Annotated in this window: 24 protein-coding genes and 1 riboswitch; of the genes, 9 read left to right on the plus strand and 15 right to left on the minus strand. The window is 67.6% G+C overall.

Annotation, left to right across the window (positions count from 1 at the left end; all coding sequences use genetic code 11):
• Positions 1-304: 304 nt before the first annotated feature.
• The 7 genes from V5F59_RS13390 to fumC form a co-directional block, all read right to left on the minus strand.
• The gene (locus V5F59_RS13390; RefSeq protein ID WP_393978608.1) at positions 305-784 is read right to left on the minus strand and encodes a lysozyme inhibitor LprI family protein; all 480 of its coding nucleotides are present in this window, start codon (positions 782-784) and stop codon (positions 305-307) included.
• A gap of 71 nt (positions 785-855) precedes the next feature.
• Positions 856-1,839 (minus strand): malate dehydrogenase, encoded by a 984-nt coding sequence (locus V5F59_RS13395; protein ID WP_393978147.1) that lies wholly within the window; start codon positions 1,837-1,839, stop codon positions 856-858.
• 176 nt (positions 1,840-2,015) lie between these two features.
• A complete protein-coding gene (locus tag V5F59_RS13400) occupies positions 2,016-2,675 on the minus strand; it encodes a TPM domain-containing protein (protein WP_393978149.1) in 660 nt (219 codons plus the stop codon).
• Positions 2,676-2,823: 148 nt separating this feature from the next.
• The gene (locus V5F59_RS13405; protein ID WP_393978610.1) at positions 2,824-3,618 is read right to left on the minus strand and encodes a TPM domain-containing protein; all 795 of its coding nucleotides are present in this window, start codon (positions 3,616-3,618) and stop codon (positions 2,824-2,826) included.
• A gap of 49 nt (positions 3,619-3,667) precedes the next feature.
• The gene (locus tag V5F59_RS13410; protein ID WP_393978151.1) at positions 3,668-4,288 is read right to left on the minus strand and encodes a LemA family protein; all 621 of its coding nucleotides are present in this window, start codon (positions 4,286-4,288) and stop codon (positions 3,668-3,670) included.
• An 85-nt stretch (positions 4,289-4,373) separates the two neighbouring features.
• Positions 4,374-5,009: a ParB-like protein gene (locus V5F59_RS13415; RefSeq protein ID WP_393978153.1), complete on the minus strand. Its 636-nt coding sequence runs from the start codon at positions 5,007-5,009 to the stop codon at positions 4,374-4,376.
• A gap of 113 nt (positions 5,010-5,122) precedes the next feature.
• The gene (gene fumC, locus V5F59_RS13420; protein WP_393978155.1) at positions 5,123-6,511 is read right to left on the minus strand and encodes a class II fumarate hydratase; all 1,389 of its coding nucleotides are present in this window, start codon (positions 6,509-6,511) and stop codon (positions 5,123-5,125) included.
• 334 nt (positions 6,512-6,845) lie between these two features.
• Here fumC and V5F59_RS13425 point away from each other — a divergent pair, with 334 nt between their 5' ends.
• The 6 genes from V5F59_RS13425 (at position 6,846) to V5F59_RS13450 (ending at position 11,811) form a co-directional block, all read left to right on the plus strand.
• Complete coding sequence (locus V5F59_RS13425; protein ID WP_393978612.1) at positions 6,846-6,989, plus strand: DUF4169 family protein; 144 nt, start codon at positions 6,846-6,848, stop codon at positions 6,987-6,989.
• Positions 6,970-7,248 carry a ribbon-helix-helix domain-containing protein gene (locus V5F59_RS13430; RefSeq protein WP_393978157.1) on the plus strand — a complete coding sequence of 93 codons (279 nt, stop codon included), beginning with the start codon at positions 6,970-6,972 and terminating at the stop codon, positions 7,246-7,248. The genes V5F59_RS13425 and V5F59_RS13430 overlap by 20 nt, the downstream gene beginning before the upstream one ends.
• 437 nt (positions 7,249-7,685) lie before the next feature.
• Positions 7,686-8,825 (plus strand): FtsH protease activity modulator HflK, encoded by a 1,140-nt coding sequence (hflK, locus tag V5F59_RS13435; protein ID WP_393978159.1) that lies wholly within the window; start codon positions 7,686-7,688, stop codon positions 8,823-8,825.
• Positions 8,822-9,745 (plus strand): protease modulator HflC, encoded by a 924-nt coding sequence (gene hflC / locus V5F59_RS13440; protein ID WP_393978161.1) that lies wholly within the window; start codon positions 8,822-8,824, stop codon positions 9,743-9,745. Before hflK ends, hflC begins: the two co-directional genes overlap by 4 nt.
• Positions 9,746-9,765: 20 nt before the next feature.
• Complete coding sequence (locus tag V5F59_RS13445; RefSeq protein WP_393978163.1) at positions 9,766-9,954, plus strand: DUF2065 domain-containing protein; 189 nt, start codon at positions 9,766-9,768, stop codon at positions 9,952-9,954.
• Between the two features lie 315 nt (positions 9,955-10,269).
• Positions 10,270-11,811: a Do family serine endopeptidase gene (locus V5F59_RS13450; RefSeq protein ID WP_393978165.1), complete on the plus strand. Its 1,542-nt coding sequence runs from the start codon at positions 10,270-10,272 to the stop codon at positions 11,809-11,811.
• A gap of 95 nt (positions 11,812-11,906) precedes the next feature.
• Here the strand turns inward: V5F59_RS13450 and V5F59_RS13455 are convergent, their stop codons facing one another.
• Together V5F59_RS13455 and serB are read right to left on the minus strand one after the other, a co-directional pair.
• Positions 11,907-12,908: a YiiG family protein gene (locus tag V5F59_RS13455; protein ID WP_393978167.1), complete on the minus strand. Its 1,002-nt coding sequence runs from the start codon at positions 12,906-12,908 to the stop codon at positions 11,907-11,909.
• A gap of 166 nt (positions 12,909-13,074) precedes the next feature.
• Positions 13,075-13,974, minus strand: a complete 900-nt coding sequence (gene serB, locus V5F59_RS13460; protein ID WP_393978169.1) for a phosphoserine phosphatase SerB — start codon at positions 13,972-13,974, stop codon at positions 13,075-13,077.
• Between serB and miaA the strand changes: the two genes are divergently transcribed.
• Positions 13,973-14,911, plus strand: coding sequence for a tRNA (adenosine(37)-N6)-dimethylallyltransferase MiaA (gene miaA, locus V5F59_RS13465; RefSeq protein WP_393978171.1), 939 nt, complete (start codon positions 13,973-13,975; stop codon positions 14,909-14,911). The genes serB and miaA overlap by 2 nt on opposite strands.
• Before the next feature lie 6 nt (positions 14,912-14,917).
• Here miaA and msrQ read toward each other — a convergent pair whose 3' ends face one another.
• The 3 genes from msrQ to V5F59_RS13480 form a co-directional block, all read right to left on the minus strand.
• Complete coding sequence (gene msrQ / locus V5F59_RS13470) at positions 14,918-15,784, minus strand: protein-methionine-sulfoxide reductase heme-binding subunit MsrQ (RefSeq protein ID WP_393978173.1); 867 nt, start codon at positions 15,782-15,784, stop codon at positions 14,918-14,920.
• Positions 15,785-15,892: 108 nt separating this feature from the next.
• Positions 15,893-16,987 carry a tellurite resistance TerB family protein gene (locus V5F59_RS13475; RefSeq protein WP_393978175.1) on the minus strand — a complete coding sequence of 365 codons (1,095 nt, stop codon included), beginning with the start codon at positions 16,985-16,987 and terminating at the stop codon, positions 15,893-15,895.
• A gap of 192 nt (positions 16,988-17,179) precedes the next feature.
• Entirely contained in the window at positions 17,180-17,974 is a 795-nt protein-coding gene (locus V5F59_RS13480) for a thymidylate synthase (protein WP_393978177.1), read from the minus strand.
• A 316-nt stretch (positions 17,975-18,290) separates the two neighbouring features.
• On the opposite strand from V5F59_RS13480, the gene V5F59_RS13485 reads away from it, so the two are divergent.
• A complete protein-coding gene (locus tag V5F59_RS13485; RefSeq protein WP_393978179.1) occupies positions 18,291-18,539 on the plus strand; it encodes a hypothetical protein in 249 nt (82 codons plus the stop codon).
• Between the two features lie 133 nt (positions 18,540-18,672).
• A riboswitch (TPP riboswitch) is annotated at positions 18,673-18,807 on the plus strand.
• Between the two features lie 80 nt (positions 18,808-18,887).
• Positions 18,888-20,762, plus strand: coding sequence for a phosphomethylpyrimidine synthase ThiC (thiC, locus tag V5F59_RS13490; RefSeq protein ID WP_393978181.1), 1,875 nt, complete (start codon positions 18,888-18,890; stop codon positions 20,760-20,762).
• A gap of 86 nt (positions 20,763-20,848) precedes the next feature.
• On the opposite strand, the gene V5F59_RS13495 is transcribed toward thiC, so the two are convergent.
• From V5F59_RS13495 to V5F59_RS13505, 3 genes are all read right to left on the minus strand, one after another.
• Entirely contained in the window at positions 20,849-21,355 is a 507-nt protein-coding gene (locus V5F59_RS13495) for an acetone carboxylase subunit gamma (RefSeq protein ID WP_393978183.1), read from the minus strand.
• 75 nt (positions 21,356-21,430) lie between these two features.
• Positions 21,431-23,761: a hydantoinase B/oxoprolinase family protein gene (locus tag V5F59_RS13500; RefSeq protein ID WP_393978185.1), complete on the minus strand. Its 2,331-nt coding sequence runs from the start codon at positions 23,759-23,761 to the stop codon at positions 21,431-21,433.
• Between the two features lie 181 nt (positions 23,762-23,942).
• Positions 23,943-26,096 carry a hydantoinase/oxoprolinase family protein gene (locus V5F59_RS13505; RefSeq protein WP_393978187.1) on the minus strand — a complete coding sequence of 718 codons (2,154 nt, stop codon included), beginning with the start codon at positions 26,094-26,096 and terminating at the stop codon, positions 23,943-23,945.
• Positions 26,097-26,286 lie beyond the last annotated feature (190 nt).

Consider the following 26,286-nt stretch of genomic DNA (forward strand, 5'->3'; position numbering starts at 1 on the left):
GGCAGACACGCCTTTCTCGCGACAGAGGATCACTGCGCTCAATTCCCAAAGCGGGATGGCGCCGCGATCATGCACCTGAAGTTATCGCAGTGCTGTTCCTGGCAGCGTTTCGGCTCTTGGGATCGGACTGCTCCGCTGCCCTGTTGGCGTTGGAGACAACTTTCCGATCGCTCAGACGCCGACCGCCTGCCGCGAAAGTGGTGCGCTTCTAGCTTTAGAGTCGCTCTGCGTCAAGCCTTCGTGCGGGATCGTGAATGAAAAATGAGCGATTTCGACGCGCCCAAACAAGATCTTGATACCGCACTCAGTGTGGGTCCTGCCCCACCTCGTCCGCGAAGCCCTTGAGGAACAAGACCCTCTCGCTGGTCTGCCGGGTATTGCAGGCCGCAGCCATCGGCAGAGCCATGGTGCCACCTTCGTAAAATACCGAATAGAAGGAGCAGGTCTGCTTGCGCGCCTCGATCCAGGATCGCTCCGATTCTCTCAGCCTCGTCGTCTTCTCGGCGGACATGCCCGCCATGAGCTTACGGTAGAGCTCGTTCAGCTTCGCGTCCCAGACCGCCGCCTCGCGCTCGTAGCAGGCGACCTGGCCGACGGTGCTCGGATCCTCGGCCCGGTCCACGCAGGCATCCGCATAGATGAAGGTGCAGCGGTGAGGATCGGTGCCATCCTTCTCTGCGGCAGTCAGGCAGCGCGCGACCGCGACCTCCGCCGATGGCTCGGCACCCGATGCCGAGGTTGCCAGCAGCACGAAAAGAAGCAGCGAAAATCCCGATCTTCGCATCACGCCTCGCCCTCCGGTCGGGCCTGTTGCGCAGCCCCTTCCGCTGTCGCGCGGAAGGGGCTGGCCCCAACTCAGCCGAGAAGGGCAGCGACGCCGTCGCGCTCTTCCAGCAGTTCCTTGAGGGTCTTGTCGAACATGGACTTGGAGAAGTCGTCCATGGGCAGACCCTGCACCACCTCATACGTGCCGGCGGTGCACACGGCGGGCATGCCGAACACGATGCCTTCCGGGACGCCATAGGAGCCGTCGGAGGCGACGCCCATGGACACCCACTTGCCGGCGGTTCCGTGGATCCAGTCGTGCATGTGGTCGATGGCGGCGTTGGCCGCCGAAGCGGCCGAGGAGAGGCCGCGCGCCTCGATGATGGCGGCGCCGCGCTTGCCCACGGTCGGCAGCAGCGTCTCGCGGTACCAGGTCTCGTCGTTGATGAGCTCCGGCAACGGCTTGCCGTTCACGGTGGCGAAGCGGTAGTCGGCATACATGGTCGGGGAGTGGTTGCCCCACACCGCCACCTTCTCGATGTCCTTGGACGCGACACCGGCCTTCGCCGCGAACTGCGACAGCGCGCGGTTGTGGTCGAGGCGCAGCATGGCGGTGATGTTCCCCGCCGGCAGGTCCGGGGCGCTCTTGGCGGTGATGTAGGCGTTGGTGTTGGCCGGGTTGCCGACCACCAGCACCTTCACGTCGCGCTTGGCCACGTCGTTCAGCGCCTTGCCCTGGACCTTGAAGATCTCGGCGTTGGCGGAGAGCAGGTCGGCGCGCTCCATGCCCTTGGAACGGGGGCGGGCACCCACCAGGATGGCGGCGTCGATGTCCTTGAAGGCAACCTTGGGATCATCGGTGATGACCACGCCGGCGAAGTTCGGGAACGCGCAGTCCTCGATCTCCATCACGACGCCCTTCACGGCGCCCTGGGCCTGGGGCAGGTCGAGCAGCTGGAGAATGACCGGCTGGTCCTTGCCGAAGAGATCGCCGTTGGCGATGCGGAAAAGGAGAGAATAGCAAATCTGACCGGCGGCGCCCGTGACAGCGACGCGAACGGCGGGTTTGGTCATGAGAGGAAGCCCTTTGCCTTAGGTCGAGCCCCGAAGGCTCGGGCCGGCAATCTATGCTGCGCCGCGGCCGATGGAAAGGCGCCTCGCGGACCCGATTCGCATGGAATTCTTGGCCCTTCGTCTAGAGCCGGATCCGCGTCCGGCGCCCGCCGGTGCCCCGCCGGCGGGAACGACCTTCACAGCACAATCACGTGATTTGCGAGTTCGTCCCGGTCGCCGGGCCGGTGCGGGAGAGGACCCGAGAGAAGCTCCCCGGCCTTCTCGACGCCCGCCACCAGCCCCTCTGCCAGGTCGCCGTGGCGGGCCCGCTCCGCCACCGCCTCGCAGATGTCGCGCCAGGCGCCATGCCCCAGGGGCGTGTGCACCCCCTCGTCGGCCACCACCTCGACGATGCGCTCGCGGGCTGCCGCCAGGATCAGGATGCCGGTGCGGCCGCTCGTCTGCGGGATGCCATGGGCGAGGAACATTTCCACCGCCGTGCTGCGCGCGGCGGACTTCAGCGCCAGCCGGGGAATCACCCGCGGAGCAATGTTCGGCAGCAGCATGACGGACGCCATGACAACGAACAGCGCCGCCTGCAGCGACAGCAGCGTCAGCGCCGGCAGTGGCTCGGCGAACAGCACGAGCCACGGCAGCACCAGCGCCGCAAGCGCAGCCCAGAGGATGGAAAAGAAGGGATGCTGCACAAGCGGCGCGCGCGTGACGACGACGCGGATCTCGGCGGAGGTCTTTCCTTCGGCGGCGGCGATGGCGTCGGCGATGCGCAGCAGCGCCGCCCGGGGCAGGCCGAACCGGCTGGCATCCTCCATCGGCAAGCCGTGCGTGGCAACGTTCATGCGCGCCTCCCGAAGCATAGGATTTCGATCAGGAAACCCAAAGGGATAGACTGGGATGACAGACCGCTTCCGGCACCTGTGCCAGAGCGGGGCGGACGGCATCCCTTAGCACGGCCGCCCCATCTCCTTACAGCATAGTAATACCTAATTACCAATCGCCCGAAGCCCCGCCGCCGCCAGACGAGCCGCCGCCACCCGACCAGCCGCCGCCACTGGACGAACCGCCGCCGGAGCCGGTGCTCCAGTCCCAGGAGGTGGAGCCGCCCAGGGCACTGTCCCGGCGTCGCCGGATGCCGGGGCCGCCCGGCCCCCCGCCCCGGATCGTGCGCCAGATGAGGAAGCCGCAGAACACCACGAGCACGAGGAAGAGGATGAGATTGTCCACATCCTCCTCGCTCCATCCGGATGCCTCCAGCGCCTTCGCCCGCGCACGCGCCTCCTCGGGATCGAGATTGAGGATTTCGAGGATGGCGTCGGTCCCCTTCACCACGCCGCGGGCCGTGTCCCCGGCCTTGAAGGCGGGCACGACGGCGTTGCGGATGATGGTGGCGGACACCGCGTCGGTCAGGATGCCCTCCAGCCCGTAGCCCACCTCGATGCGAACCTTGCGCTCGTTAGGGGCGACCAGCAGGAGGACGCCGTTGTTCTTCTTCGCCTGGCCGAGCTGCCAGGCCCGGAAGAGGCGGTTGGCATAATCCTCCACCGAGGTGCCCTGAAGCGAAGGGACGGTCGCCACCACCACCTGGTCGGTGGCCTTGGCCTCCTGAGCCGCGAGCCTGGCGTCGAGGCTCGCGATGGTGGCGGCGTCGAGGATATGCGCTGCGTCCACCACACGCCCGGTGAGCGGCGGGAAGGTGAGCTCCGCCCACGCCGCGCCCAGCCCGGCCAGCGCGCACGCAACGGCGAGCGCCAGCGCCACAATGCCTCGTGTCAGCGAAGGCATCGCGCGAGACCGGAAGGGAAATGTCACCGGCCTGCTCCTCGGCCGCCGCTCAGTTGAACTTGACCTTCGGCACCTGCATCTGCTGCTCGGAGATGGTGAAGGTCTCCATGGGCTTGTAGCTGCGGTAGAGGGTCGCCGCCCACAGCGCGCCGGGGAAGGTCTTCAGTTCCGTATTGTAGGCACGCACGGCCTGGATGTAGTCGCGCCGCGCCACGGCGATGCGATTCTCCGTGCCCTCGATCTGCGACTGGAGGGCCAGGAAGTTCTGGTTGGACTTCAGGTCCGGATAGGCCTCCGACACCGCGATGAGACGACCCAGCGCGCTCGAAAGGCCGGCCTGCGCATCCTGGAACTGCTTGAACTGGGCGGGATCGGTGACGGTGGAGGCATCAACCCGGATGGAGGTCGCCTTGGCCCGCGCCTCCACCACGGAGGTGAGCACCTCCTTCTCCTGCACAGCGTAGCCCTTCACCGTCTCCACAAGGTTGGGAATGAGGTCCGAGCGGCGCTGGTACTGGTTCAGCACCTCGCTCCACGCCGCCTTGGCGCGCTCCTCCTCGGTGGGAATGACGTTGACTCCGCAGCCTGCGAGCGTCAGCGCCGCAAGGACGGCGAACAGCGGCGCCCGAAAACGGGAAAACATCTGGCGCGCGGTCATCGTGGCGGTCATATCAGCCCCTCCCCTGTCACGGCGCATACGCCGGCCGGGCATGCTTATAACACGGCACAGGTCTAGAAAGGTTCCGTAGCAACCCTCATCCAGGCCCCAGATAACCCGGCAGATCCTGCGCCTCGTCGAGGCGGGACAGCTTGATTGTCAGCGCCTCCGCAAGCTCGATGTCCGTCTCCAGGAACCGCGTGGTCATGAAGGAGCGGTAGTAATTGCCCCACATGAACTCCTGGAACGGCGTGTCCTCATTGGAATAGGCCTTGCCGCGCACGCCGCGGGCCAGGGTCCGCCAGGGGTTGTCGGTCAATTCGCTGATGTGGTCCGGAATCTTCACGCAGGGCCGGCGATTGCCGTCCACATCGATGGGCCAGCAGAAGCCGTCCGTCTCCATGCGGTGCCAGAAGGTGCCGAGGTCGAGATCCGACCAATCGGCCTTCACCGGCCCCAGGTAGACCCAGTCGTGGTCGATGCGCAGCAGCGCCCGGCACAAATGGTGGTGGTCCACGAGGTAGACGCGCTTCTTCGGACCGATCACATGCGGCACCGCCTTCTCCTTCAGAAGCGCCTTCAGCTCCGGGCGGGAGAGGCCCGCCATCGCCTTCGCCCGCCGCTTCACCTCGGCCATGCCGAGCGTGAGCTGAGTCGGGTGGAGGCCGTCGATCGGATATTTGCGCAGATCGGGCGTCTCGCCCTGGCCGGACGTTTCACGCGTCTCTGACATGGCGCCCCTCCCCTTCCTCGAAAACAGGTGAAGCGGCCATACACTGCCCCAAAACAGAAGCGGCGGCACCCCTTGGAATGCCGCCGCCCCTCCAAACGCGTACGCTCGGGGGATCAGCCCGGCGAAATCATCTTCTCGGGACGGACGACAGCGTCGAACTCCTCGTTCGTCACATAGCCACCGCCGACCGCCTCGTCGCGAAGCGTGGTGCCCTTCTTGTGCGCGGTCTTGGCGATCTTGGCGGCGTTGTCGTAGCCGATCTTCGGCGCGAGCGCGGTGACCAGCATCAGCGAGCGCTCCAGCGCCGCCTTGATGTTGTCCGTGCGCGGCTCGATGCCCACCACGCAATTGTCGGTGAAGCTCACGGCCGCGTCCGCCATCAGCCGCACGGACTGGAGGAAGTTGTAGGCCATCACCGGGTTGTACACGTTGAGCTCGAAATGGCCCTGGCTGCCGGCAAAGGTAAGCGCCGCGTTGTTGCCGAAGATCTGCACGCAGACCTGGGTGAGCGCCTCGCACTGGGTGGGGTTCACCTTGCCCGGCATGATCGACGAGCCGGGCTCGTTCTCCGGCAGCGATAGCTCGCCGAGGCCCGAGCGCGGGCCGGAGCCGAGCAGGCGGATGTCGTTGGCGATCTTGAACAGCGAGGCCGCCACAGTGTTGATGGCGCTGTGCGAGAACACCATGGCGTCGTGCGCGGCGAGCGCCTCGAACTTGTTGGGCGCGGTCGTGAAGGGCAGGCCGGTGATGGCGGCGATCTTCTCCGCCACCTTCTCGGCGAAGCCCTCCGGCGCGTTGAGGCCGGTGCCGACCGCGGTGCCGCCCTGGGCGAGCTGCATCAGAGCCGGCAGGGTGAGCTCGATGCGCTCGATGCCATTGGCGACCTGCTGGGTGTAGCCGGAGAATTCCTGGCCCAGTGTAAGCGGGGTGGCATCCTGGGTGTGGGTGCGGCCGATCTTGATGATGTCGGCCCAGGCCTCGGACTTGGCCTTGAGAGCGGCCTGCAGATGCTTCAGCGCGGGGATGAGGCGCTGCACGATCTCCTCCGCGCAGGCAATGTGCATGGCGGTGGGATAGGTGTCGTTGGACGACTGGCTCATGTTGACGTGATCGTTGGGGTGCACGGGCTTCTTGGAGCCCATCTCCCCGCCGAGCATCTCGATGGCCCGGTTCGAGATCACCTCATTGGCATTCATGTTGGACTGGGTGCCGGAGCCAGTCTGCCAGACCGACAGCGGGAAATGAGCGTCGAGCTTCCCCTCGATCACCTCCTGGGCGGCGGCAACGATGGTTTCGGCGAGCTTGGGATCCAGCCGGCCGAGATCGCGGTTCACTTCCGCTGCGGCACGCTTGACGACACCGAGGGCTCGAACCACCGGCAGCGGCTGCTTCTCCCAGCCGATCTTGAAATTCCCGAGGGAGCGCTGCGCCTGCGCGCCCCAGTAGCGGTCGTTTTCAACCTCGATCGGACCGAATGTGTCGGTCTCCGTGCGGGTGGTCATCGGCTTCACCTTTCCTTCGTTCCCTGATGCCGCGGGGCGGCGGGCTCATAGCACAGCTGCCGGCCTGCCGGGGAGACGACGTCGTTGGCTAAAATAATTCCAGGGCGGTAGCCGGGGGATGTTACCTCTGCCAAATTTCGCCATATCTTCAGAACGCTCTAAGAGGTAAAATTCTCTTTGGGCGAAGAAGGCCTGACGCGGCGCGCCGGCCGAAAAAACAAAAATCACGCGTGGTCCGGAGCGGAGGAAAGCCGGACTGCTAGTGAGGTTGCTGTTGGGCGACGTGGTCAATCTTCATCGGGAGCGCAAGACGCGAGCCCGTCGGGCGGCAGAGGTGAAGGCCGAGGAAAACCGTGTCCGATTCGGACGGACCAAGGCCGAGCGCGAGCGACAGGCCGACGAGCTCGAACGTCAGAGGCGCCACCTGGAGGGTCACGCCCTGACCGAGAGGGATGAACATGAAAAGCCCCGTGGTTAAAAGATCCATCGTCATCGCCGGGCACAAGACCAGCGTGAGCCTCGAAGATGCCTTCTGGGAGGCATTGAAGGAAATCGCGGGAGGCCGCAGGCTCACACTTTCTGACCTCGTGGCGACCATCGACTCCGCGCGGACGCAGGGAAATCTCTCGTCCGCCATCCGCCTCTTCGTGCTCGATCACTACCGCGGCGTCGCCACGGCAGCGCGGGCGCAGGGTGCGGCGGAGCGTATCAGCGTTGCCAGCCCTCCCGTTGCGTAAATCGCAACTCCACCCTATCTGCGGATAAGGTAGGCCGCGCGCCGCGTTGAAAGGCGGCGCGCGGTTTCCTATAACCGCCGGGCCCGGCAGGGCCGTGCGCTGCGCTGGTTGCATTTCCAGCCGCTGCTGACGGTCGTGAACGGGTCCGCAAGAGTTCGCGCCGATCGCTCTGCATCATGCGGGGCGGAGGCGGCGCCCTCCATCCTTGAGGGGATGCGGCGGGCGTTTTTCGGTGGCGGCGTCCTGCGCCTCCACGGAAAAGCCCCATCCGCCTTCCTTCAATGCACCGGAGGACCCACCCGCCCGAAGGGAATCGCTTCGGCAGGGTGCGCGGGGACTCCTCGGCCGGCGCCAATCGCGGCGTTTGCGCGCGGTTCCGGTTCAGGCTCGCAGAGGCGCGGCTGCCGATGTCCGGCGCCGCCGACGGGAGACGACGGATGTCGTGGAAGAATCAGAGTGGCGGCCCGTGGGGTAACGGGCCGCGGAGCCCCTGGGGTTCGGGGCCGTCTTCGTCAGGACCGACACCGCCGGATATCGAGGATCTCATCCGCCGTAGCCAGGACCAGCTGCGCAACCTCCTGCCCGGCTCGTTCGGAGCCAAGGGCATCGCCATCATCATCGGCCTCATCGTGTTCGGCTGGCTCATGTCCGGCTGGTACCGCGTGCAGCCGGACGAGCAGGGCGTGGTGCTGCGCTTCGGCAAGTTCGTGGGCAAGACCCAGCCTGGCCTCAACTACCACTGGCCCTACCCGATCGAGACCGTGCTGCTGCCGAAGGTCACGAACATCAACACCATCAGCATCGGCATGCGTGTCGGCGAGGACACCCGGCGCGGCACCTCGGTGATGCGCGACGTTCCCGAGGAAAGCCTGATGCTGACTGGCGACGAGAACATCGTCGACGTGGACTTCTCGGTCTTCTGGCGGATATCGGACGCCGAGCAGTATCTGTTTAACGTCCAGAATCCCGAGGGCACCATCAAGGCGGTGGCCGAGAGCGCCATGCGCGAGGTGATCGGCCGCACCAACATCCAGCCGATTCTCACCGGCGCGCGCCAGAATATCGAGAATGGCGTCCAGGAACTGATGCAGAACGTGTTGAACGGTTACAAGGCCGGCGTGGAGATCACCCAGGTCCAGCTGCAGAAGGTTGATCCTCCGGGCCAGGTCATCGACGCCTTCCGTGACGTTCAGGCCGCCCGCGCCGATGCCGAGCGTGCGCAGAACGAGGCGCAGACCTATGCCAACCGCATCCTGCCCGAGGCGCGCGGCGAGGCTTCCCGCATCGACAATGCGGCCCAGGCCTATCGTGAGCGCACGGTGGTGGAGGCCCGCGGCCAGGCGGCGCGCTTCCTGAAGATCTACGAGGAATACCAGAAGGCCAAGGTGGTCACGCGGGAGCGCATGTATCTCGAGACCATGGAGCGCGTGCTTGGCGGCGTCGACAAGGTGATCGTCGACCAGTCCGCCACCCGCGCCGGGCAGGGCGCACAGGGGATCGTCCCCGTGCTTCCGCTCACGGACCCCCTACGCCGCACCCCCGTCCCCGCCGCCACGACCCAGGGAGCCACGCGATGAGAAATCCCGTTCTCGGAGGCGTGCTCGCCGTTCTCGGCGCGGTTGCCCTCGTGCTCGTCTATTCCTCGGCCTTCATGGTCTACCAGACCCAGCAGGCGCTGGTGCTGCGGCTCGGCGAGCCGCTCGCCCCGGTGACCACGCCGGGCCTGCACTGGAAGGTCCCCTTCATCGACAGCGTCGTCTATCTCGACAATCGCATCCTCGACCTGGAGAACCCCTCCCAGGAAGTGATCGCCGCCGACCAGAAGCGCCTCGTGGTGGACGCTTTCGCGCGCTACCGCATTACCAATCCGCTGCGTTTCTACCAGTCGGTGGGCACGGTGCAGGGCGCCAACAACCGCCTGTCCACGGTGCTGAACTCGGCCCTGCGCCGGGTGCTCGGCGAGAATGCCTTCATCGCGGTGGTGCGTGATTCCCGCGAGAATCTCATGCGCCAGATCAGCGAGCAGGCGAACCGCGAGGCGGCCAACTTCGGCATCACGGTGGTGGATGTGCGCATCCGCCGCGCGGACCTGCCGGAGGCCAACAGCCAGGCCGTGTTCCAGCGCATGCAGACGGAGCGCCAGAGGGAAGCCGCCGAGATCCGCGCCCAGGGCAACGAGGCCTCCCAGCGTCTGCGCGCCCGGGCCGACCGCGAGGCCACCATCGTGCTCGCCGAGGCCAATTCCAAGGGCGAGCAGCTGCGCGGCGAAGGCGATGCCGAGCGCAACCGCATTTTCGCGGACGCCTTCGGCCGGGATCCGGACTTCTTCACCTTCTACCGGTCCATGCAGGCCTATGAGGCGAGCCTGAAGTCCACCGACACCCGCCTGGTGATGAGCCCGGATTCCAGCTTCTTCCGCTACTTCCAGGATCCCACCGGCACGCGCCCGGCCGGCAGCGCCGCCCCTGGCGCCCAGCCGGCACCGGCCAACAACTGAGCCATGGGGCCGGGTGCGGCATGAAAGACCTGTTTGCCGCGCTCGGCCTGATGCTGGCCATCGAGGGCCTGTGCCTCGCCGCCTTCCCCGGCGCCTGGCGCCGGGCCATGCGGGCGGTGCTCCACGCCCCCGAGACCCCCATGCGCCTCGCCGGCCTCGGCGTCGGCGCGCTGGGGGTGCTGCTAGTGTTCCTGGTGCGCACCTTCTGAGAAGGCCCGACCCGGCCGCTTCCATCCCTGCCAGGCAACCCCGCCACGGCCGGGCGTCTCCGCGCCATCCGTGCCGGGGTCCAAGCCCACTGATGTTTGCCCCGGCCGCATGACCGTCCGCGTGCGCGTCGCGAGCCGCGCTCACTCAGCTTTGATCATCGCCGGCATCGCGCCTTCCCCTGCGCCATCGCCACGCGGCCGTGGGCGCCGCCGCCATGTCGCGCCCCTGCCCCGCCGATTTGGCCTTGCGCCGGCCACAACGCCGTCGCAGCCTCAAGCACCAATGCCCGGATGCCTTTCGCCCCGAGGAGAGCCATGCCCGAACCCCGCCTTCCGTCTGGCCCCGTTTCGCGTCGCCAGCCGTCCGGGAGCTTCGCCTTCAGGTTTCCAGCCCTGGTTCTCGCCGCCGCGCTGACATGCGGCCTCGCCGCGCCGGCGCCGGTTTCGGCGGCCTCCGGCAAGGGGCCGGATTCGGTGGCGGACGTCGCCGAGCGGGTGATGGACGCAGTGGTGAACATCTCCACCTCGCAGAATGTGGCCCCCTCCCGCGGCGTGCCGACCCCGCAACTGCCGCCGGGCTCCCCGTTCGAGGATTTCTTCGACGAGTTCTTCAAGAACAAGAAGGACGACGGCGACGGCGAGCAGCAGGACCGGCGCGGTCGGCGGGTGTCCTCCCTCGGCTCCGGCTTCGTGATCGACCCCGCCGGCCTCATCGTCACCAACAACCACGTGATCGCCGATGCGGACGAGATCTACGTGAACTTCAACGACGGCTCGAAGCTGAAGGCGGAGCTGGTAGGCCGCGACACCAAGGTGGACCTTGCCCTGCTGCGGGTGAAGCCGGACAAGCCGCTGATCGCCGTCAAGTTCGGGGAATCCGAGAAGCTCCGCGTGGGTGACTGGGTGATGGCCATCGGCAATCCGTTCGGCCTCGGCGGCACCCTCACGGTGGGCGTGGTCTCGGCCCGCAACCGCGACATCAACTCCGGCCCCTACGACAATTTCATCCAGACCGACGCCGCCATCAACCGCGGCAATTCGGGGGGCCCGCTGTTCAACATGGACGGCGAGGTGATCGGCATCAACACCGCCATCATCTCCCCCACCGGCGGCTCCATCGGCATCGGCTTCGCGGTGCCGGCGGCCACCGCCCAGCCGGTGATCGCCCAGCTGGAGAAATATGGCGAGGTGCGCCGCGGCTGGCTGGGCGTGAGCATCCAGCAGGTTTCCGACGACATCGCCGAGGCGCTCGGCCTCGGCAAGGCGCGCGGCGCGCTGGTGGGCGTGGTGAAGGAGGACGGGCCCGCCGCCAAGTCGGGCATCAAGGCCGGCGACGTGATCCTTCGCTTCAACGGCCGCGACATCAAGGAAGTGCGCGACCTGACCCGCTCCGTCGCCGACACCATGGCCGACAGCGAGGTGGACGTGGTTGTCTTCCGCAAGGGCAAGGAAGAGGCCCTGAAGGTGAGGATCGCCCGCGCCCCGGACGACGACGCGAAGGCGGAAGCCGCCGGCAAGGACAGCGGCAAGGGCAATGCCGACACCCCCAAGGCCGCCCCGAAGAAGGCCCTCGGCATCGAGCTCTCTGCCATGAGCGACGAGCTGCGCAAGCGCTACCGCATCAAGGTCGATGTCACGGGCGTAGTGGTGACGGACGTGGAGCGCTCCTCCCCCGCCGCCGACAAGGGCCTGCGGGCCGGCCTCGTCATCGTGCTGGTGAACCAGGAGCCGGTGGCGACCCCCGCCGAGGTGGAGAAGCAGATCGACGCCCTGCGCAAGCTGGGCAAGCGCTCGGTGCTGTTCCTGGTCTCGGACGGCGAGGGCAACCAAACCAACATCGCCGTGCCGCTGAACTGAAACTGGCGACGGGGGCCGGGCACCAGGCGCAGCCCCCCTTTTCCAACAGCCGCTTTCCGACAGCCGCCGGGCCACCACCCGGCGGCATTTTGCATTCAGCGCAGCCGCACCATGCCGGACAGGTTGATCATCATGTTGTAGCTGCTCACCGCCCCGTTCACGTCCATGAAATAGAAGGACGGGTCGGGCCGGCGCCTGCCCTCGAACTTTTCCTGGATGTCCCGGAGCTTGCCGAGCAGGTCGCGGGGCTGGGACGAAAAGGCGCTGGCGGTGGGTGGATTGGCGAGGATGTAGGCATCGAACTCGCGCACCACGCCGGCATAATCGGTCACCGCCACGTCGAACGCCTTGAGATCGCCGGGCGCACGGGCATCGCGCGGCAGGAGGTCCACCGCCTTGCGGGCCGCCATCATGATGCGGCGGACGTGCCAGGCATCCGACTTGCCCTCGGTCCGCTCGATGCGGGCGAGCTCTTGCCGGTCGAGATTGTCCTTCACCTGCTCCGAGAGCCGGTCGAGCCTGAAACGCGCAGCGAGGAAAGCTTCCGCCGCCGGCTGGAGGCGGGCATGGAGCGCCTTGCCGCCGGCCATCTGGTCGCTCTTGTAGTCCTTGCGGTCGTAATAGGCCTCGGCCTCGTTGAGGATCGGGACCAGCGCCTCGAAGCTCGACGCGAGGGATTGCGCCGCCGCGTCGATGGCGGGGATGGAGGGCGGCTCGCCCGCCACCTTGCGGACGAGGTCGATGGCGGTCTTCGCCTGCGAGGGCGGCACGGAATAAAGCCCGTAGATAATCCGCTCCTTGCCGGTGGGCCCGGTCTTCAGGTTCACCCAGGAGAGGTAGCGGTTCCAGGATTCTTCTGCGCGCAGGGTGGCGTTCAGCAGCTTCACATAAGCGTTCAGCTTCGCCACCCACACCTTCAGCTCGGCATCGGGCAGGTCCGGCACGGGAATGACGGGCAGCGCCGTCGCCGCCGGCCCCGGAACCGTCGCGACCTGCTCCGGATCCGGCGCCTTCGCGGCGGCCGGGGCGGCCGCAAGGCCCACCATCAGCACGAGCGCCAGCCTGGCACCCCCGCGGCTCCTACGCGCGCGCTTCATCACGGTCTCCCCTGGAGCCGGACCGGCCCCAAACTCTCAGAAGGAGAACGCGTGACCCGACCAGGTCGCGAGGCGGCCCGGTCGCCGCGTGCTCCAGTTCAAAACGGGAGGCACCATGGGGAAGCCCGGGTGAACCCGGCGTGAATGAAACCGGCGCGCGCGGGGCTCAGGCGATGTGAAACTCCGCCTGGCTGTAGCCCTGCATGTAGAGCAGCGCGGTCAGGTCGCCATGGTCGATGCGGGCATGAGCGGCGGCGGCCACCGCGGGCTTGGCGTGGAAGGCAACGCCGAGGCCGGCCTCGGCCAGCATGGCGAGGTCGTTGGCGCCGTCGCCCACCGCCAAGGTCTCGGACGGGGCAAGACGCAGCCGGTCGCGCAGCTCCACGAGGGTAGCGAGCTTGGCCTCGCGGCCGAGGATCGGCTCGGCGACAGCGCCGACGAAGCGTTCCTCGTCCACCAGCAGCGTGTTGGCCCGGTGCTCGTCGAAGCCGACGCGGGCGGCGATCTCGCCCGTGAACAAAGTGAACCCGCCGGAAACGAGCGCGGTATAAGCGCCGTTCGCCTTCATGGTGCCCACCAGCTCCAGCCCGCCGGGGGTGAGGGTGATGCGCTCGCGCAGAACGTCGTCCACCACGCCGGCCGGCAGGCCGCGCAGCAAGGCCACGCGCTCGCGCAAAGCCGGCTCGAAGGCGATCTCGCCGCGCATGGCGCGCTCGGTGATGGCAGCCACGTGCGCCTTCACGCCCACCAGGTCGGCCAGTTCGTCGATGCACTCCTGGCCGATCATGGTGGAGTCCATGTCGGCGAGGAACAGGCGCTTGCGCCGGGCCGCCTCCAGCTGCACCACCACGTCGATGGGGGCGCCGTGCAGCGCGCCGCGCACCGCATCCGCCAGCGCCCTTGCGTCGGCGCCCAGCGGCGGGGCGAAATGGATGTCGACGGCCACATCCGGGCTCAGGACCACCGGTTCCTGTGCGTCGGGAAGCACCGCGCGGGCATCGTGGATTGCCTCGCGCGTCAAAGCCGGGGCAGATGGATTGGAAATCAGCGTCGCGACATAGGCCATGGAAGTATCGGAACCCGAAAAGGGAAAGAAACCGTCGGCGGTGCTCATCGCAGGTCCTACCGCCAGCGGCAAGTCGGCCCTCGCGCTCGCCCTTGCGGAGCGGGTGGGAGGCGTCGTGCTCAACGCAGATTCCATGCAGGTCTATGGCGATCTTCGGGTCCTGACGGCGCGGCCGACCGTCGCGGAGGCCCGGCGCGTGCCCCACGGCCTCTACGGCCACGTGGATGCGGACACGGATTATTCCGTCGGCCGCTGGGTCACGGATGCCGCGCGTGCCATTGCCGAATGCCGGCGCGAGGGGCTGGTGCCCATCTTCGTCGGCGGCACCGGTCTCTATTTCCGCGCGCTGACGCAGGGGCTCGCCGAGATCCCGCCCATACCAGCGGAGGTGCGCGCCACCGTGCGGGGCGAGGCGGAGGGCCTCGGCAATGCTGTCCTCCACGCCCGCCTCGCCGCCCTCGACCCCAAGACCGCCGCGCGGCTGGAGGTGAACGACCGCCAGCGCATCCTGCGCGCGCTGGAGGTGGTGGCGGCGACGGGGCGGCCGCTCTCCCGCTGGCAGCAGGACACGCAGCGCCCCGTGCTGGAGGCAGGCACCTGCGCCCGCCTCGTGCTGGAGGTGGACCGCGCGCTGCTGCGCCGGCGCATCGACACCCGCTTCGAGGACATGATCGCGGCCGGCGCGCTGGAGGAGGTCCGGGCGCTCGCCGCCCGGCGCCTCGATCCCGCCCGCACGGTGCTCAAGGCCCACGGCGCCCCGGCCCTCACCCGCCATCTTGCTGGCGAGATCAGCCTCGCCGAGGCCATCGCCGAGGGACAAGGCGACACCCGCCGCTATGCCAAGCGGCAGGACACCTTCTTCCGCCACCAGATGGCCGACTGGCACCGGGCCACCCCGGGCGCGGCGCTGGAATGCCTGCTGGCGCAGATGGCCTGAGGCCGCTCACGCCGGCGCCATCTTGCGCCCGCCGGCGCCCTTGCGCGCCGGGGCGAGGCGGCCCCAGGCGGCGGTCCCGGCCGCCACCGCAAGGCCGCCGATGAGCACCCACCAGGCGGGCCGCAGGCCAAGGTCGAAGGACAGGTTCGCCTCCAGCACCAGCCAGGGATCGACCCGCGTCGCCAGCCCGTACCACGCCATCTCGGCGCCCGCCGTGAGCCCGGACGCCACCACCGCGAGGCCGGCGAGGCCGAGGGGCGTGACGGTGCCGAAGAGCTTCACGGCGATGCGATAGACCATCAGGAACAGGAACACGCCGGACATGAGCACCGGCTCGGTCACGTCCAGCTTCGATTGCAGGAAGAAATGGACGGACCCCAGCGCCGCGATGACGAAGACCGCCTTGTGCAGGCGGTTCCACCGCTCCCCCCCGAGGCGGCGGATGGCCCCGTCCCAGGAGGTGGCGCCCAAAGCCACCAACAGCAGCAGCGCCACCGCGCCGATGACGAGGTAGACGCGCAGCACGATCTCGCTCAGCGCCCGCCCCGCCCCCTGGTCGAGGATGAACAGCGCGAGATGCAAAAGCGCGTAGCCCAGCGTGGCAACGCCGAAGACACGTCGCCCGAAATAGAGCTTCGGCAGCATCAGCAGGCGCCGGAGCGGGGAGATGGCGAGCGTGACCGCCAGGAAGCGCACCGCCCACAGGCCGGTGAAATGGATGGCCTCGGTCCACGGCCTCGGGCCGAGGTCGCCCGCCATCGCCCGGCCGGCAAGCCAGGCCGCCGGCAGGAGCGAGGCGAGGAGGAACAGCGCCTTCTCCACGCTGAACCGCCCGGAGCGTTCGTAGAGCAGCGGCGTAAGGAAACGGGGCATGGTCACCTGTTGGGGCAGCGCGGCGGCGTTCCATTCGCCGCCGGCTTCCCCATTACGCGCCGGGACGCGGCCGTGTTACGGCGCGCGCGCTAACGTCTGCGTGAGGCGTCAGGCGTTGAGGTCCCGGTCCACCTGCGCCTTGAGGCCGGGATCGATGCCCAGCGCCCCGGCGAGGTTTTCCAGATACTGCCGTTCCGCCGCATTGTCCGGCCGGATGGCCATGGCGGAGGCGGCGTAGATCTGGAGCGCCGCCTCCGGGCTCGTCGCCGCGCTGACCACCTGCCGGGGATCGACCGGGGTGGTCAGGAAAGTCGCGAGGGCGTCCTGCTCCGGCGTGCCGGCTCCCATGCGGGCAAGCCCGCCCGTGATGCGCTGGAGCTCGTCGTCGTCGATTTCCCCATCGGCCTGGGCCGCCGCCGCCATGGCGGCGAGCAGCACGCCGGAGAAGGCCGCCGCCCCGCCCGGGGCCTGCGTGGGCGAGAACCCTGCCGCCTCCGGCGTGCCGGAGGTGAAGGCCGCGCGCCCATCGCCCGATTGCGCCTGCCATTTGCGAAAGGCGTTCCAGGCCATCATGCCGATGACGGCGAGGCCGCCATATTTCAGCAGATCCCCGGCGCCACCACCCGACTGCGGCGCGGGCGTTGGCGCAGGGGCGGGCGCCGGATCCGCATCCGGAAGGGCACCGGGAGACGACCCGGCGGGCGTCGACCCACCCCGGCCCAGCGCTTCCGATGCGAGGTCACCAAGGCTGCCCGAGGCCGCGCCACCGGACAGGCCTCCGCCGGATGGCGCCCCGCCGCCCAGGACCTGCCCGAGAATGTCGCCCAGCCCACCGGGTAATCCGCCCGAAGGCTGGCCCTGTCCCCCGCCCGGCCGGCCACCGCCGCCGAGCACCTGGCCAAGAATGTCGCCCAGCCCGCCGGGAAGACCGGACGGCCCACCCTGCGCCCGTCCGCTGGACACGTCGCCGCCCGGCTGGCCGCCACCCAGCACCTGGCCGAGGATGTCGCCGAGCCCGCCGGGGAGCCCGCCGCCCGACTGGCCCGAGGGACCGCCGGGGGCGCCCTGCCCTTCGAGCACGCTCTTCAGGATCTGGTCGAGGGGCGAGCCGCCGCTGACGCTGCTTCCGCCGCGCACGCCGCCACTGCCCCCGCCGATGGCCGCTCCGATGAGCTGGCCCAGAAGACTACCCGCATCCGCCATGAGACCCTCCCTGAAGAGATTGACTGGCACTCACAAGCTGCAAAGCGGGTGCGGAGGCAGGCGCACCCGGATCGGCCATCGGCTAGAGCACGCGCCGGTCAGATTGCCCGATCTGGTCGGATACCGCGTTCTCAATCTTGAAATCAGAGGGCTGCTCCCCGAGCCGATCGGTCCATCGGCCCGGATCGCGCCCTAGACGGCCACCGGCGCCCGGATGGCGGGATGGGGATCGTAGCCGACGATCTTCACGTCCTCGTAGCGAAAGGCGAAAATGTCGGTGACATCCGGATTGAGCTCGAGCCGCGGCAGCGCGCGGGGCTGCCGCGCGAGCTGCTCACGGGCCTGGTCGAGATGGTTGGTGTAGAGGTGCGCGTCACCCAGCGTGTGGACGAAATCGCCCACCTTCAGCCCGGTCACCTGCGCCACCATGTGGGTGAGCAGCGCGTAGGAGGCGATGTTGAACGGCACGCCCAGGAACACGTCCGCCGAGCGCTGGTAAAGCTGGCAGGAGAGCCTGCCCTCCAGGACATAGAACTGGAACAGGCAGTGGCAGGGCGGCAGGGCCATCTTCGCCACGTCCGCCGGATTCCAGGCGGTGACGATGAGGCGTCGCGAATCGGGATTGCGCCGGATATCGGAGACCACCTGCGCGATCTGGTCGATCACGCCCCCCTCCGGCGTCGGCCAGGAGCGCCACTGATGGCCGTAGACGGGGCCCAGTTCGCCATGGGCATCCGCCCACTCGTCCCAGATGGTGACGCCGTTCTCCTTCAGGTAGCGGATGTTGGTGTCGCCCGCGAGGAACCACAGCAGCTCGTGCACGATGGACTTCAGGTGCAGCTTCTTTGTGGTGACGAGAGGAAATCCCTCCTCCAGGGCAAAACGCATCTGGTGGCCAAAGACGGAGAGCGTGCCCGTCCCCGTGCGGTCGTCCTTGCGGACACCGGTGTCGAGGATGCGGCGGAGCAGATGGTGATAGGCTTCCATGGCTAAGCTCGACGTCTGGATGCGGCGTCTGCGCCGGGCCCGAGGCAGGCCTCTCCCCCGGGCGCGCCACTTTATCCCCGGCGCCGCGCGCCCGCCACCCTCCCCTCGCCCCTGCGCCAGGCCATCCACACGCGCACAATGCCGCACCAAAATACCGGCCAACGTTCCGTCACGCCATCTTGCTACGTCACCCGTCGCGCTCAAAAAAGTGAGCGATTTTCGGTACGTATGCCGTTGCGACAGGGCTTTTTGCGTCATGAGGCCGCCGCAATAGTGCGGTCACTTGGAGGTATAATTCGCGATCAAGGGCACGATCATGACTTCTCTCGCAACCATCACAGCGGCGCTGCTTGATGTCCGGGCCTACCTCGCCCGGCAGGCGCAGGCGGAGGAAATCCGCAACGAAGCCACCTGGGAGTCGGGATCGACCCGCGAGGAGCATGAGGCGAGCGACGCCCTCGATCGGCTGGACGAGGTGCTGCGGGAGCTGAAGGAAAGCGCTCCGCCCCAGGATTCGGAGAGGGCGTCCCGCACCGGGCGCCACACCCACATCCTCGCAGCCTGAAGCACAGGCCCGGGACCCGCGCGGCCCGCCCACCGCCGCGCAATACTGGTTGGCAGCGGCGGCGCAGCATAAGTCGCCGCCCGGATCGCTGCGGTGCAGCGTTGACATTGGGCTTTCGTATACACCACACTTGACCCGTTCCAAGGGGGGCCCCGGAAGGGGCTGAGATATCGCAAGTCCGCCCGCTGTCAGGGCTCGCGGGCACCGCGATGACCCTTTGAACCTGATCCGGGTCATACCGGCGAAGGGATCGGAACTTGTGCATACCGGCGCTCAGTGCCGCTTCGCACCCGTCTCCTAGCTCTACCCCCGGCTCTCGTTGAAAGCGCAAGCTGAACGGAGAACCGCATGCTGGACGAAGCCTCGACGTCCTCTCTGAAGGTCACCACCGGCCCCCTGCCCTATTCGCGCAAGGTCTATGTCTCGGCCGCCCGCCCGGACGTGCGGGTCGCCATGCGCGAGATCGGCCTGTCCACCCCGGACGAGCCGCCGGTGAAGGTCTATGACACCTCCGGTCCCTACACCGATGCGGACGCCCTCATCGACCTCACCAAAGGCCTGCCGCAGCTGCGCGCCGGGTGGATCCGCGAGCGCGGCGACGTGGAAGAGGTGGACGGGCGCGCCATCAAGCCCGAGGACAACGGGCTGAAGGCCGGCCAGTCCTCCGCCTTGCCGCAGTTCGACCTCTCCGGCCGCAAGCCCCTGCGCGCCAAGGCGGGCAGGCGCCCGACCCAGATGGCCTACGCCCGCGCCGGCCTCATCACGCCGGAGATGGAATATGTGGCCGCCCGCGAGAATCTCGCCCGGGTGAACGGCGGCGCCCATCCGCACCACCAGGCCATGGGCCTGGGCGCGGCGATCCCCACCGAGATCACGCCCGAATTCGTGCGGCAGGAAGTGGCGCGCGGCCGCGCCATCATCCCCAACAACATCAACCACCCGGAAACCGAGCCGATGGCCATCGGCCGGAATTTCCTGGTGAAGATCAACGCCAATATCGGCAATTCCGCCGTTGCCTCAGGCGTCGCAGAGGAAGTGGACAAGCTGGTGTGGGCCACCCGCTGGGGCGCCGACACGGTGATGGACCTCTCCACGGGGAAGAACATCCACACCATCCGCGAATGGATCATGCGCAATTCGCCGGTGCCCATCGGCACCGTGCCCATGTACCAGGCGCTGGAGAAGGTGAACGGCGTCGCCGAGGACCTCACCTGGGAGGTGTTCCGCGACACGGTGATCGAGCAGTGCGAGCAGGGCGTGGACTACATGACGGTGCACGCCGGCGTGCGCCTGCCGTTCGTGCCGCTCACCGCCAACCGCGTCACCGGCATCGTCTCGCGCGGCGGCTCGATCATGGCCAAGTGGTGCCTCGCCCACCACAAGGAGAGCTTCCTCTACGAGAATTTCGAGGAGCTGTGCGAGATCCTCGCCCAGTATGACGTGGCCTTCTCGCTGGGCGACGGCCTGCGCCCCGGCTCCATCGCCGACGCCAACGACGCCGCCCAGTTCGCCGAGCTGGAGACGCTGGGCCAGCTTACCGAGATCGCCTGGAAGCATGACTGCCAGGTGATGATCGAGGGCCCCGGCCACGTGCCGCTGCACCTCATCCGCGAGAATGTGGAGAAGCAGCTCAAGGTCTGCCACGAGGCGCCGTTCTACACCCTCGGCCCGCTGGTGACCGACATCTCCCCCGGCTACGACCACATCTCCTCGGCCATCGGCGCGGCGATGATCGGCTGGTTCGGCACCGCCATGCTCTGCTACGTCACGCCCAAGGAGCATCTCGGCCTGCCCGACCGGGATGACGTGAAGACCGGCGTCATCTCCTACAAGATCGCCGCCCACGCCGCGGACCTCGCCAAGGGCCACCCGGCCGCGCGCATCCGTGACGATGCGCTCTCCCGGGCCCGCTTCTCCTTCCGCTGGCGCGACCAGTTCGCGCTCTCGCTGGACCCGGAGACGGCCGAGCGTTTCCACGACGAGACGCTCCCGGCCGAGGGCGCGAAGGTGGCGCACTTCTGCTCCATGTGCGGGCCGAAGTTCTGCTCCATGAAGATCTCGCAGGAGCTGAAGCTGGAGGCCGGCGACATCGCCCGCGCCCAGGCGGACAACCTCGCCTCGGCCGGCATGGCCGAGATGGCGCAGAAGTTCCGCGACGGCGGCGGCCTCATCTACACGCCGGCCCCCGATGTGGCCGAGCCGCCCCCTGCGGCGGCGGAGTGAGGCCCAAGTCGGAAAGCGAAAGGGCGGCCCTGCGGCCGCCCTTTCTGTTTCGGTGACAGGAGGGGGGCCCCTGAGCCCCCTCCCCTTCAGGCCGCCGCGCGCTCGGGCACCGGCAGGCCGAGCCATTCGGTGTAGAAGGCATCGATGTCCGGCTCGAAATCGTGGATGACTGGATACCAGGGGGTGGGCGCCTCCACGTCGTGGAGCGTGCCGCATTCGGGGCAGAAATATTCCCGGATCACCTGCCACGACGGGGTGGGCGCCATGAGGCGGGGATAGATCTCCTCCATCTTCTGCGGCGTGTCGCGCACATGGATGCGGGCGTGGAGCTTCCAATTGTCCTTCCAGTCGCAGAAGTCATGGCCGCACTCGCAGCGCACGGTCCATTTCTTCGAGACCTTCTGCTGGACGATGAAGAGCTTCGGGCCAAGCGGCAGGATGATCCTGTCATCCCACGGCACGCGCTCCTGCAAAATCTCCACATAGGTCACGAACCGCTCCGGGTCCTTCGGGGTGGACAGCATCTGGTGCAGCGTATCGGGGTCGATCGTGCCTTCCACGAGGTCGACGATCTTGGAACGGGTGTAGGCCATCGGGTTTCCTCCACTTGATGTTTGATTGGAAAAAAGGCGGGTGGCGGCGACGAGCGCCGCCACCCAGTGGAGGGATCACTCCTCCACGAACTGCACGGTGTGAACGTCCGGCAGCTCGGAGATGTCCATGGAATAGCGCGAGCCGTAGGTGGGCACGCCGATCTCCTCCTCCGGCAGGGTCCAGCTGTCGGGCAGGTTCCAGAAGGTGCGGAAGTCCTTCTCGAAGCGCGGGCCAAGCTTGAAGGAGGCGGCGAACATCTGGCGCACCTGGGTGCCCGCGTCCTTGGCGAGGATCTTCTCGCGCTCGCCCTTCATCCATTCGGTGACGGGCACCGACTTGGCGAGGCGGTCGGAGCGCATCTGCTTGCGGGCAGCTGCGGTCGCGGCCTCGTCCACCACATACTGCCCGCCCTCGCCCTTCCTCACCACGACGCCATAGACGTCGCCGGCGAAGCGCTCCAGCACGTAGCCGCCGTTGATGTCGTCGGCCACCGCCTGCGGTTCACGATCCAGCGGGTCGCCGAAGCCGGGGCCACCGCGCATGTAGTTGAGGTAGAGATCGTAGTCGGAGAACATCTCCTCGGTGGTGATGGCCTGCTTGTCGCGCTTGATCTGCGCATCGGGCAGCATCCGGTCCCAGGTGGGGTTCTCCGGGTCCGTGTCACCGCCGAAGGGAATGTCCTTGCCCTCGGCGATGAGCGCCTTGAGGTTGGTCTGGTGCGCGGCGAAGCGATAGCCGGAGGCCGCCGGATAGCCGCCCATCAGGCCCCAGTCGGAGGAGATGTGGCCGTTGCCCATGAAGAACATGGTCCAGTCCTTGGCGTTCCAGACCATGCGCAGGCTCTCGAAGCCGCAGCCGCCGCGATACTTGCCGGAGCCGCCCGAGGACGCCTTGATCTGCCGGCCGAGATAGACGAGCGGCTCGGCCAGCTCCCAGATCTCCATGTCGCCCATGTCGCCTTCCGGGTTCCAGATGGCGGCGGCATGGGAGAGGCCGTCCTGCACCGCGGTCGCCCCGGTGCCGTTGGCGGCGCACTCGAACGAGTTCACGGCATGGATCTCGTCATACTGGTTGAAGCCGCCGCCTTGCAGCCAGTTGGAGGTGTTGGCGTTGCCCGCGTTCACCTCCTCCAGGTAGCCGCGCCCGAAATAGGAGCGCGACAGGCCGCGCCACAGGGCCGTCCACGCCGACACCAGGAAGTGCCACGAATAGGAGAAGGCGACGCGGCGGTCGTCCGGGTTCATCCAGGTGCCCTTGGGCAGGCGGAATTCGGTGCCATAGGCGGCGCCGTCATTGATCATTTCGGAAGGGATGAGGGTCTGGGTCATCATCACCCAGATGCCCGAGGTGAAGCTCACCTGATGGGCGTTGTAGGTGTGCCAGCCCCAGCGGCTCGCCCCCTCGAAGTCGAGGCGCCAGGTGCCGTCCTTGCGGATGGTCATCTCGCAGGGCGCGTGCATGATGGTGTCGAGCTTGGCGAAGTCGGAGGGCACCCGCACGTCCTCATGGGCGTAGGGCACGTCCACGAAGCCCACCTGCCGGTAGGTGCCGGGGATGGTCATGGCCTTGATGCGGGCCTGGAGGCCGAGGCGCCCGTGCTCCACCGCCTCGTAGGCGAACTTCCAGTAGGCCTCGATGCCTTCTTCCGCGACCACCTCTTCCACCAGCTTGCGGATCATGTGGCAGCCGGCGATGCGGGTGCGTTCATCCAGCATCCAGTAACGGGTGGTGCGCACCATGCGCTGGCTCTCGTGCAGCCAGTCACGGAACAGGGTGTCGTTCTCGCCCACCTTGCGGCAGGTGATGGAATAGCCGTCGCCGAAGCGCTGCACCTGCCCCGTGGCCATGGAGCCCGGCCCCACCGCGCCGGTGTCGATGACGTGGGTGACGCCGCCCACCCAGCCGATCAGCTCGCCCTCCCAGAAGATGGGGACGATGGTGTGGATGTCGCAGGGATGGACGTTACCGATCAGCGAGTCGTTGTTGCAGAAGATGTCCTTGTCGCGGACGCCCGGGTTCGCCTCCCAATTGTTCTCGATCATGTATTTGATGGCCGCACCCATGGTTCCCACATGGATGATGATGCCGGTGGAGGTGAGAAGGCTGTCGCCCGCCGCGTTGTAGAGGGTGAAGCACAGTTCGCCCTCCTGCTCCACGATGGGAGAGGCGGCGATCTTCTTGGCGGTCTCGCGGGCATCCACCACGCCGGCCCGCAGACGCGAGAACAGCTTGTTGTAGAGGATGGGCTCGCTCTCGCGCAGCTCCAGCTTCTTGAGGCCCGCATAGTGGCCGCTCGCCTTGGTGGCGGCCATGAGACGGTCGCGATGCTCCTTCAGCGTCTCGCCGCCGCGCACGATGCCGCGCGTCGCGCCCTCGAGGGTGCGCTTATCAACAGTGACGTTCATCGGGTCGTTTCCTTTTGAGTGCGTTGACTCGGATGTGTTGGCTTTCCCGCTTCGTCATGGCCGGGCGTGTCCCGGCCATCCACGCTCCGCGGCTGGACGCCGCATTCGGAGCGTTGCGCGAGCGGCACGGCGTGGACGCCCGGGACAAGCCCGGGCAGGACGCCTATGCCTGTCCCCGTCCTCACACCTCGCGCAGGTGGAACAGGCGGTGCCCGTCGAGCCAGGTCTCGAAGCCATCCGGCACCACGAAGGTGGTGGCGTCGGATTCGATGACGGCGGGCCCCATCACCCGATTGCCGGGACGCAGCGATTCCATGTGGTAAAGCTGCGCATCCACCCAGCGCTTCTTGCGATAGAACTTGCGGGTGCCGATCTTGGCGCTTTCGGGCGGGGTCTCACCCTGCTCCGGCTCCTTCGGGATCTTCGGCTTGGGGATCGGCACCATGCCGCGCATGATGGCCCCGGTGACCGAATAGCCCAGCTCCGGCGAGCGGGCCGAGGCGGCATAGACGCGGCCGTAGGTGGCGTTGAAGGCGTCGGTGAGCTGGTCCCAGTCCTCGGCGGTGCCCGCCTGCTTCAGGGGAGACTCGATCTCCAGGTCGTTGAGCTGGCCGCGGTACTGCATGCGGTAGCCGGGCTGGAGCGTCACCTGTTCCGGCGCGTAGCCGTTGAGCTTGAACTCCTCCAGCACGTTGTGGGTGAGTTCCTCCCACGCCGCCTGCAACGTCTGCGCAGCCTTCACCTTGTCGGCCTCGGGGGCATCCGGCGGCATGTTGATGTCGAGGGACTTGTCGTAGCGATACTCGAAGTCCGCCGCCGCGCAGCCGAAGGCCGAGAAGCCGGCGGCCCAGGCCGGCACGATCACGTCCTCGAAGCCGAGGCCCTCCGTGTAGCCATAGGTGTGCACCGGCCCCGCCCCGCCATAGGAGAAGCACACGAAGCTCGCCGGCGAGTAGCCCTTGCCGGAGATCATGGAGCGCAGATAGTCGCGCAGGTCGCTGTCGAGCAGCTCGATGACGCCCGCGGCGGCATCCTCCACCGACAGGCCCAGCGGATCGGCGATCTGCGTCTTGATGGCGTCCACCGAACGCTGGCGATCGAGCTTCACGGCGCCGCCGAGGAAGTTGTCCGGGTTCAGATAGCCGAGCACCATGTGGCAGTCGGAGATGGTCACGGTCTCGATGCCGCTCTCCTTCCAGCACACGCCCACCCGGTAGCCGGCCGAGTCGGGACCGAGCTTGATGGCCCTGGTGTAGGGATCGAGGCGGATGAAGGAGCCCGCGCCCGCCCCCACCGAGTCCATGGCCACCAGCGGCAGGGAGAGGACGAGCCGGGCCATGTCCGGGTCGTTCTTGATGGTCATCTCGCCCTGGGTGATCAGCGCCACATCGAACGAGGTGCCGCCGATGTCCGAGCAGGCGATGTTCTTGTAGCCCAGCACCTCGCCGAGATACTTGGCGCCGATCACCCCGCCGATGGGGCCGGAGACGATGGTGCGGGCCAGCTCCTTCGCCTTCCAGGAGATGGTGCCGCCGTGGGTCGCCATCACGCGGAAGTCGAACTTGGTGCCCCGCTCCTTGAAGGCGTTGGAGATCTTGGAGAGCGTCTGCCGCGACGGCTCGGCGGCGTAGCCTTCCAGGATGGTGGTGTTGGTGCGGTGGGTTTCCTTGCGCACCGGATAATAATCGGCGGAGGCGAAGACAGGGATCTTCTTGCCGCTCTTCTCCACCTCTTCCAGCACGATGTCGCGCACGCGGCGCTCGCTGACCGGATTCTTGTAGGAATGCAGCAGCGAGATGACGATGCCTTCCACATCCGAGGCGATGAGCTCGCGGGCGGCCTCGCGGGCGCTGTCCTCGCGCAGGGGGATCACCTGCGTGCCCATCATGTCGGTGCGCTCGATGACGCCGCGGGTCAGCTGGCGGGGCACCAGCGGCGGGTCGTAGCGGTGGGTGTTGAGGTGGATGCGATCCTCATAGGCATAGCCCAGATGGCTCTGCACCGCCCGGCCCATGCGGTGGAAGTCCTCCATGCCGCGGTTGACGATGAGGCCGCACTTCAGCCCCTTGCGCTGAACCACGCGATTGAGCATCGCGGTGCCCGAATAGACGCCGGTCTGGAGCTGGGCGAGGGCGTCGTGGAGCGACATGCCCCAGTTGGCCAGCCCGTCTTCAGAAGAGGCGATGAGGCCCAGGGCCTCGTTCTGCGGCGTGGACTGGGCCTTGCCGACGACGAAGTCGCCGTCCTGGTCCACGAAGAAGGTGTCCGTCATGGTGCCACCGGCATCGATGCCGAGCACCTGGACGTTGCGCAGGTTTCCCACGGGAACGTTCACGCGATTGTCCTCCCATTATTGCCGGCCTCACTTTTCGGTGCCGGCTCGCAACAGGAGGAGCAGGATGCGTGCCATCGCAGCTAGACTGTAGAAATACGCGGACTCCCATGCTTTTTGTGCAGTGCGTTATGTATTGTCTGAATTTTTCACTGTCCGGTTTCCGGACACTTGTTGTCCGGCGTCCGGACGA

This window comes from Xanthobacter nonsaccharivorans, from assembly GCF_043194755.2.
GTDB lineage: Bacteria > Pseudomonadota > Alphaproteobacteria > Rhizobiales > Xanthobacteraceae > Xanthobacter > Xanthobacter autotrophicus_G.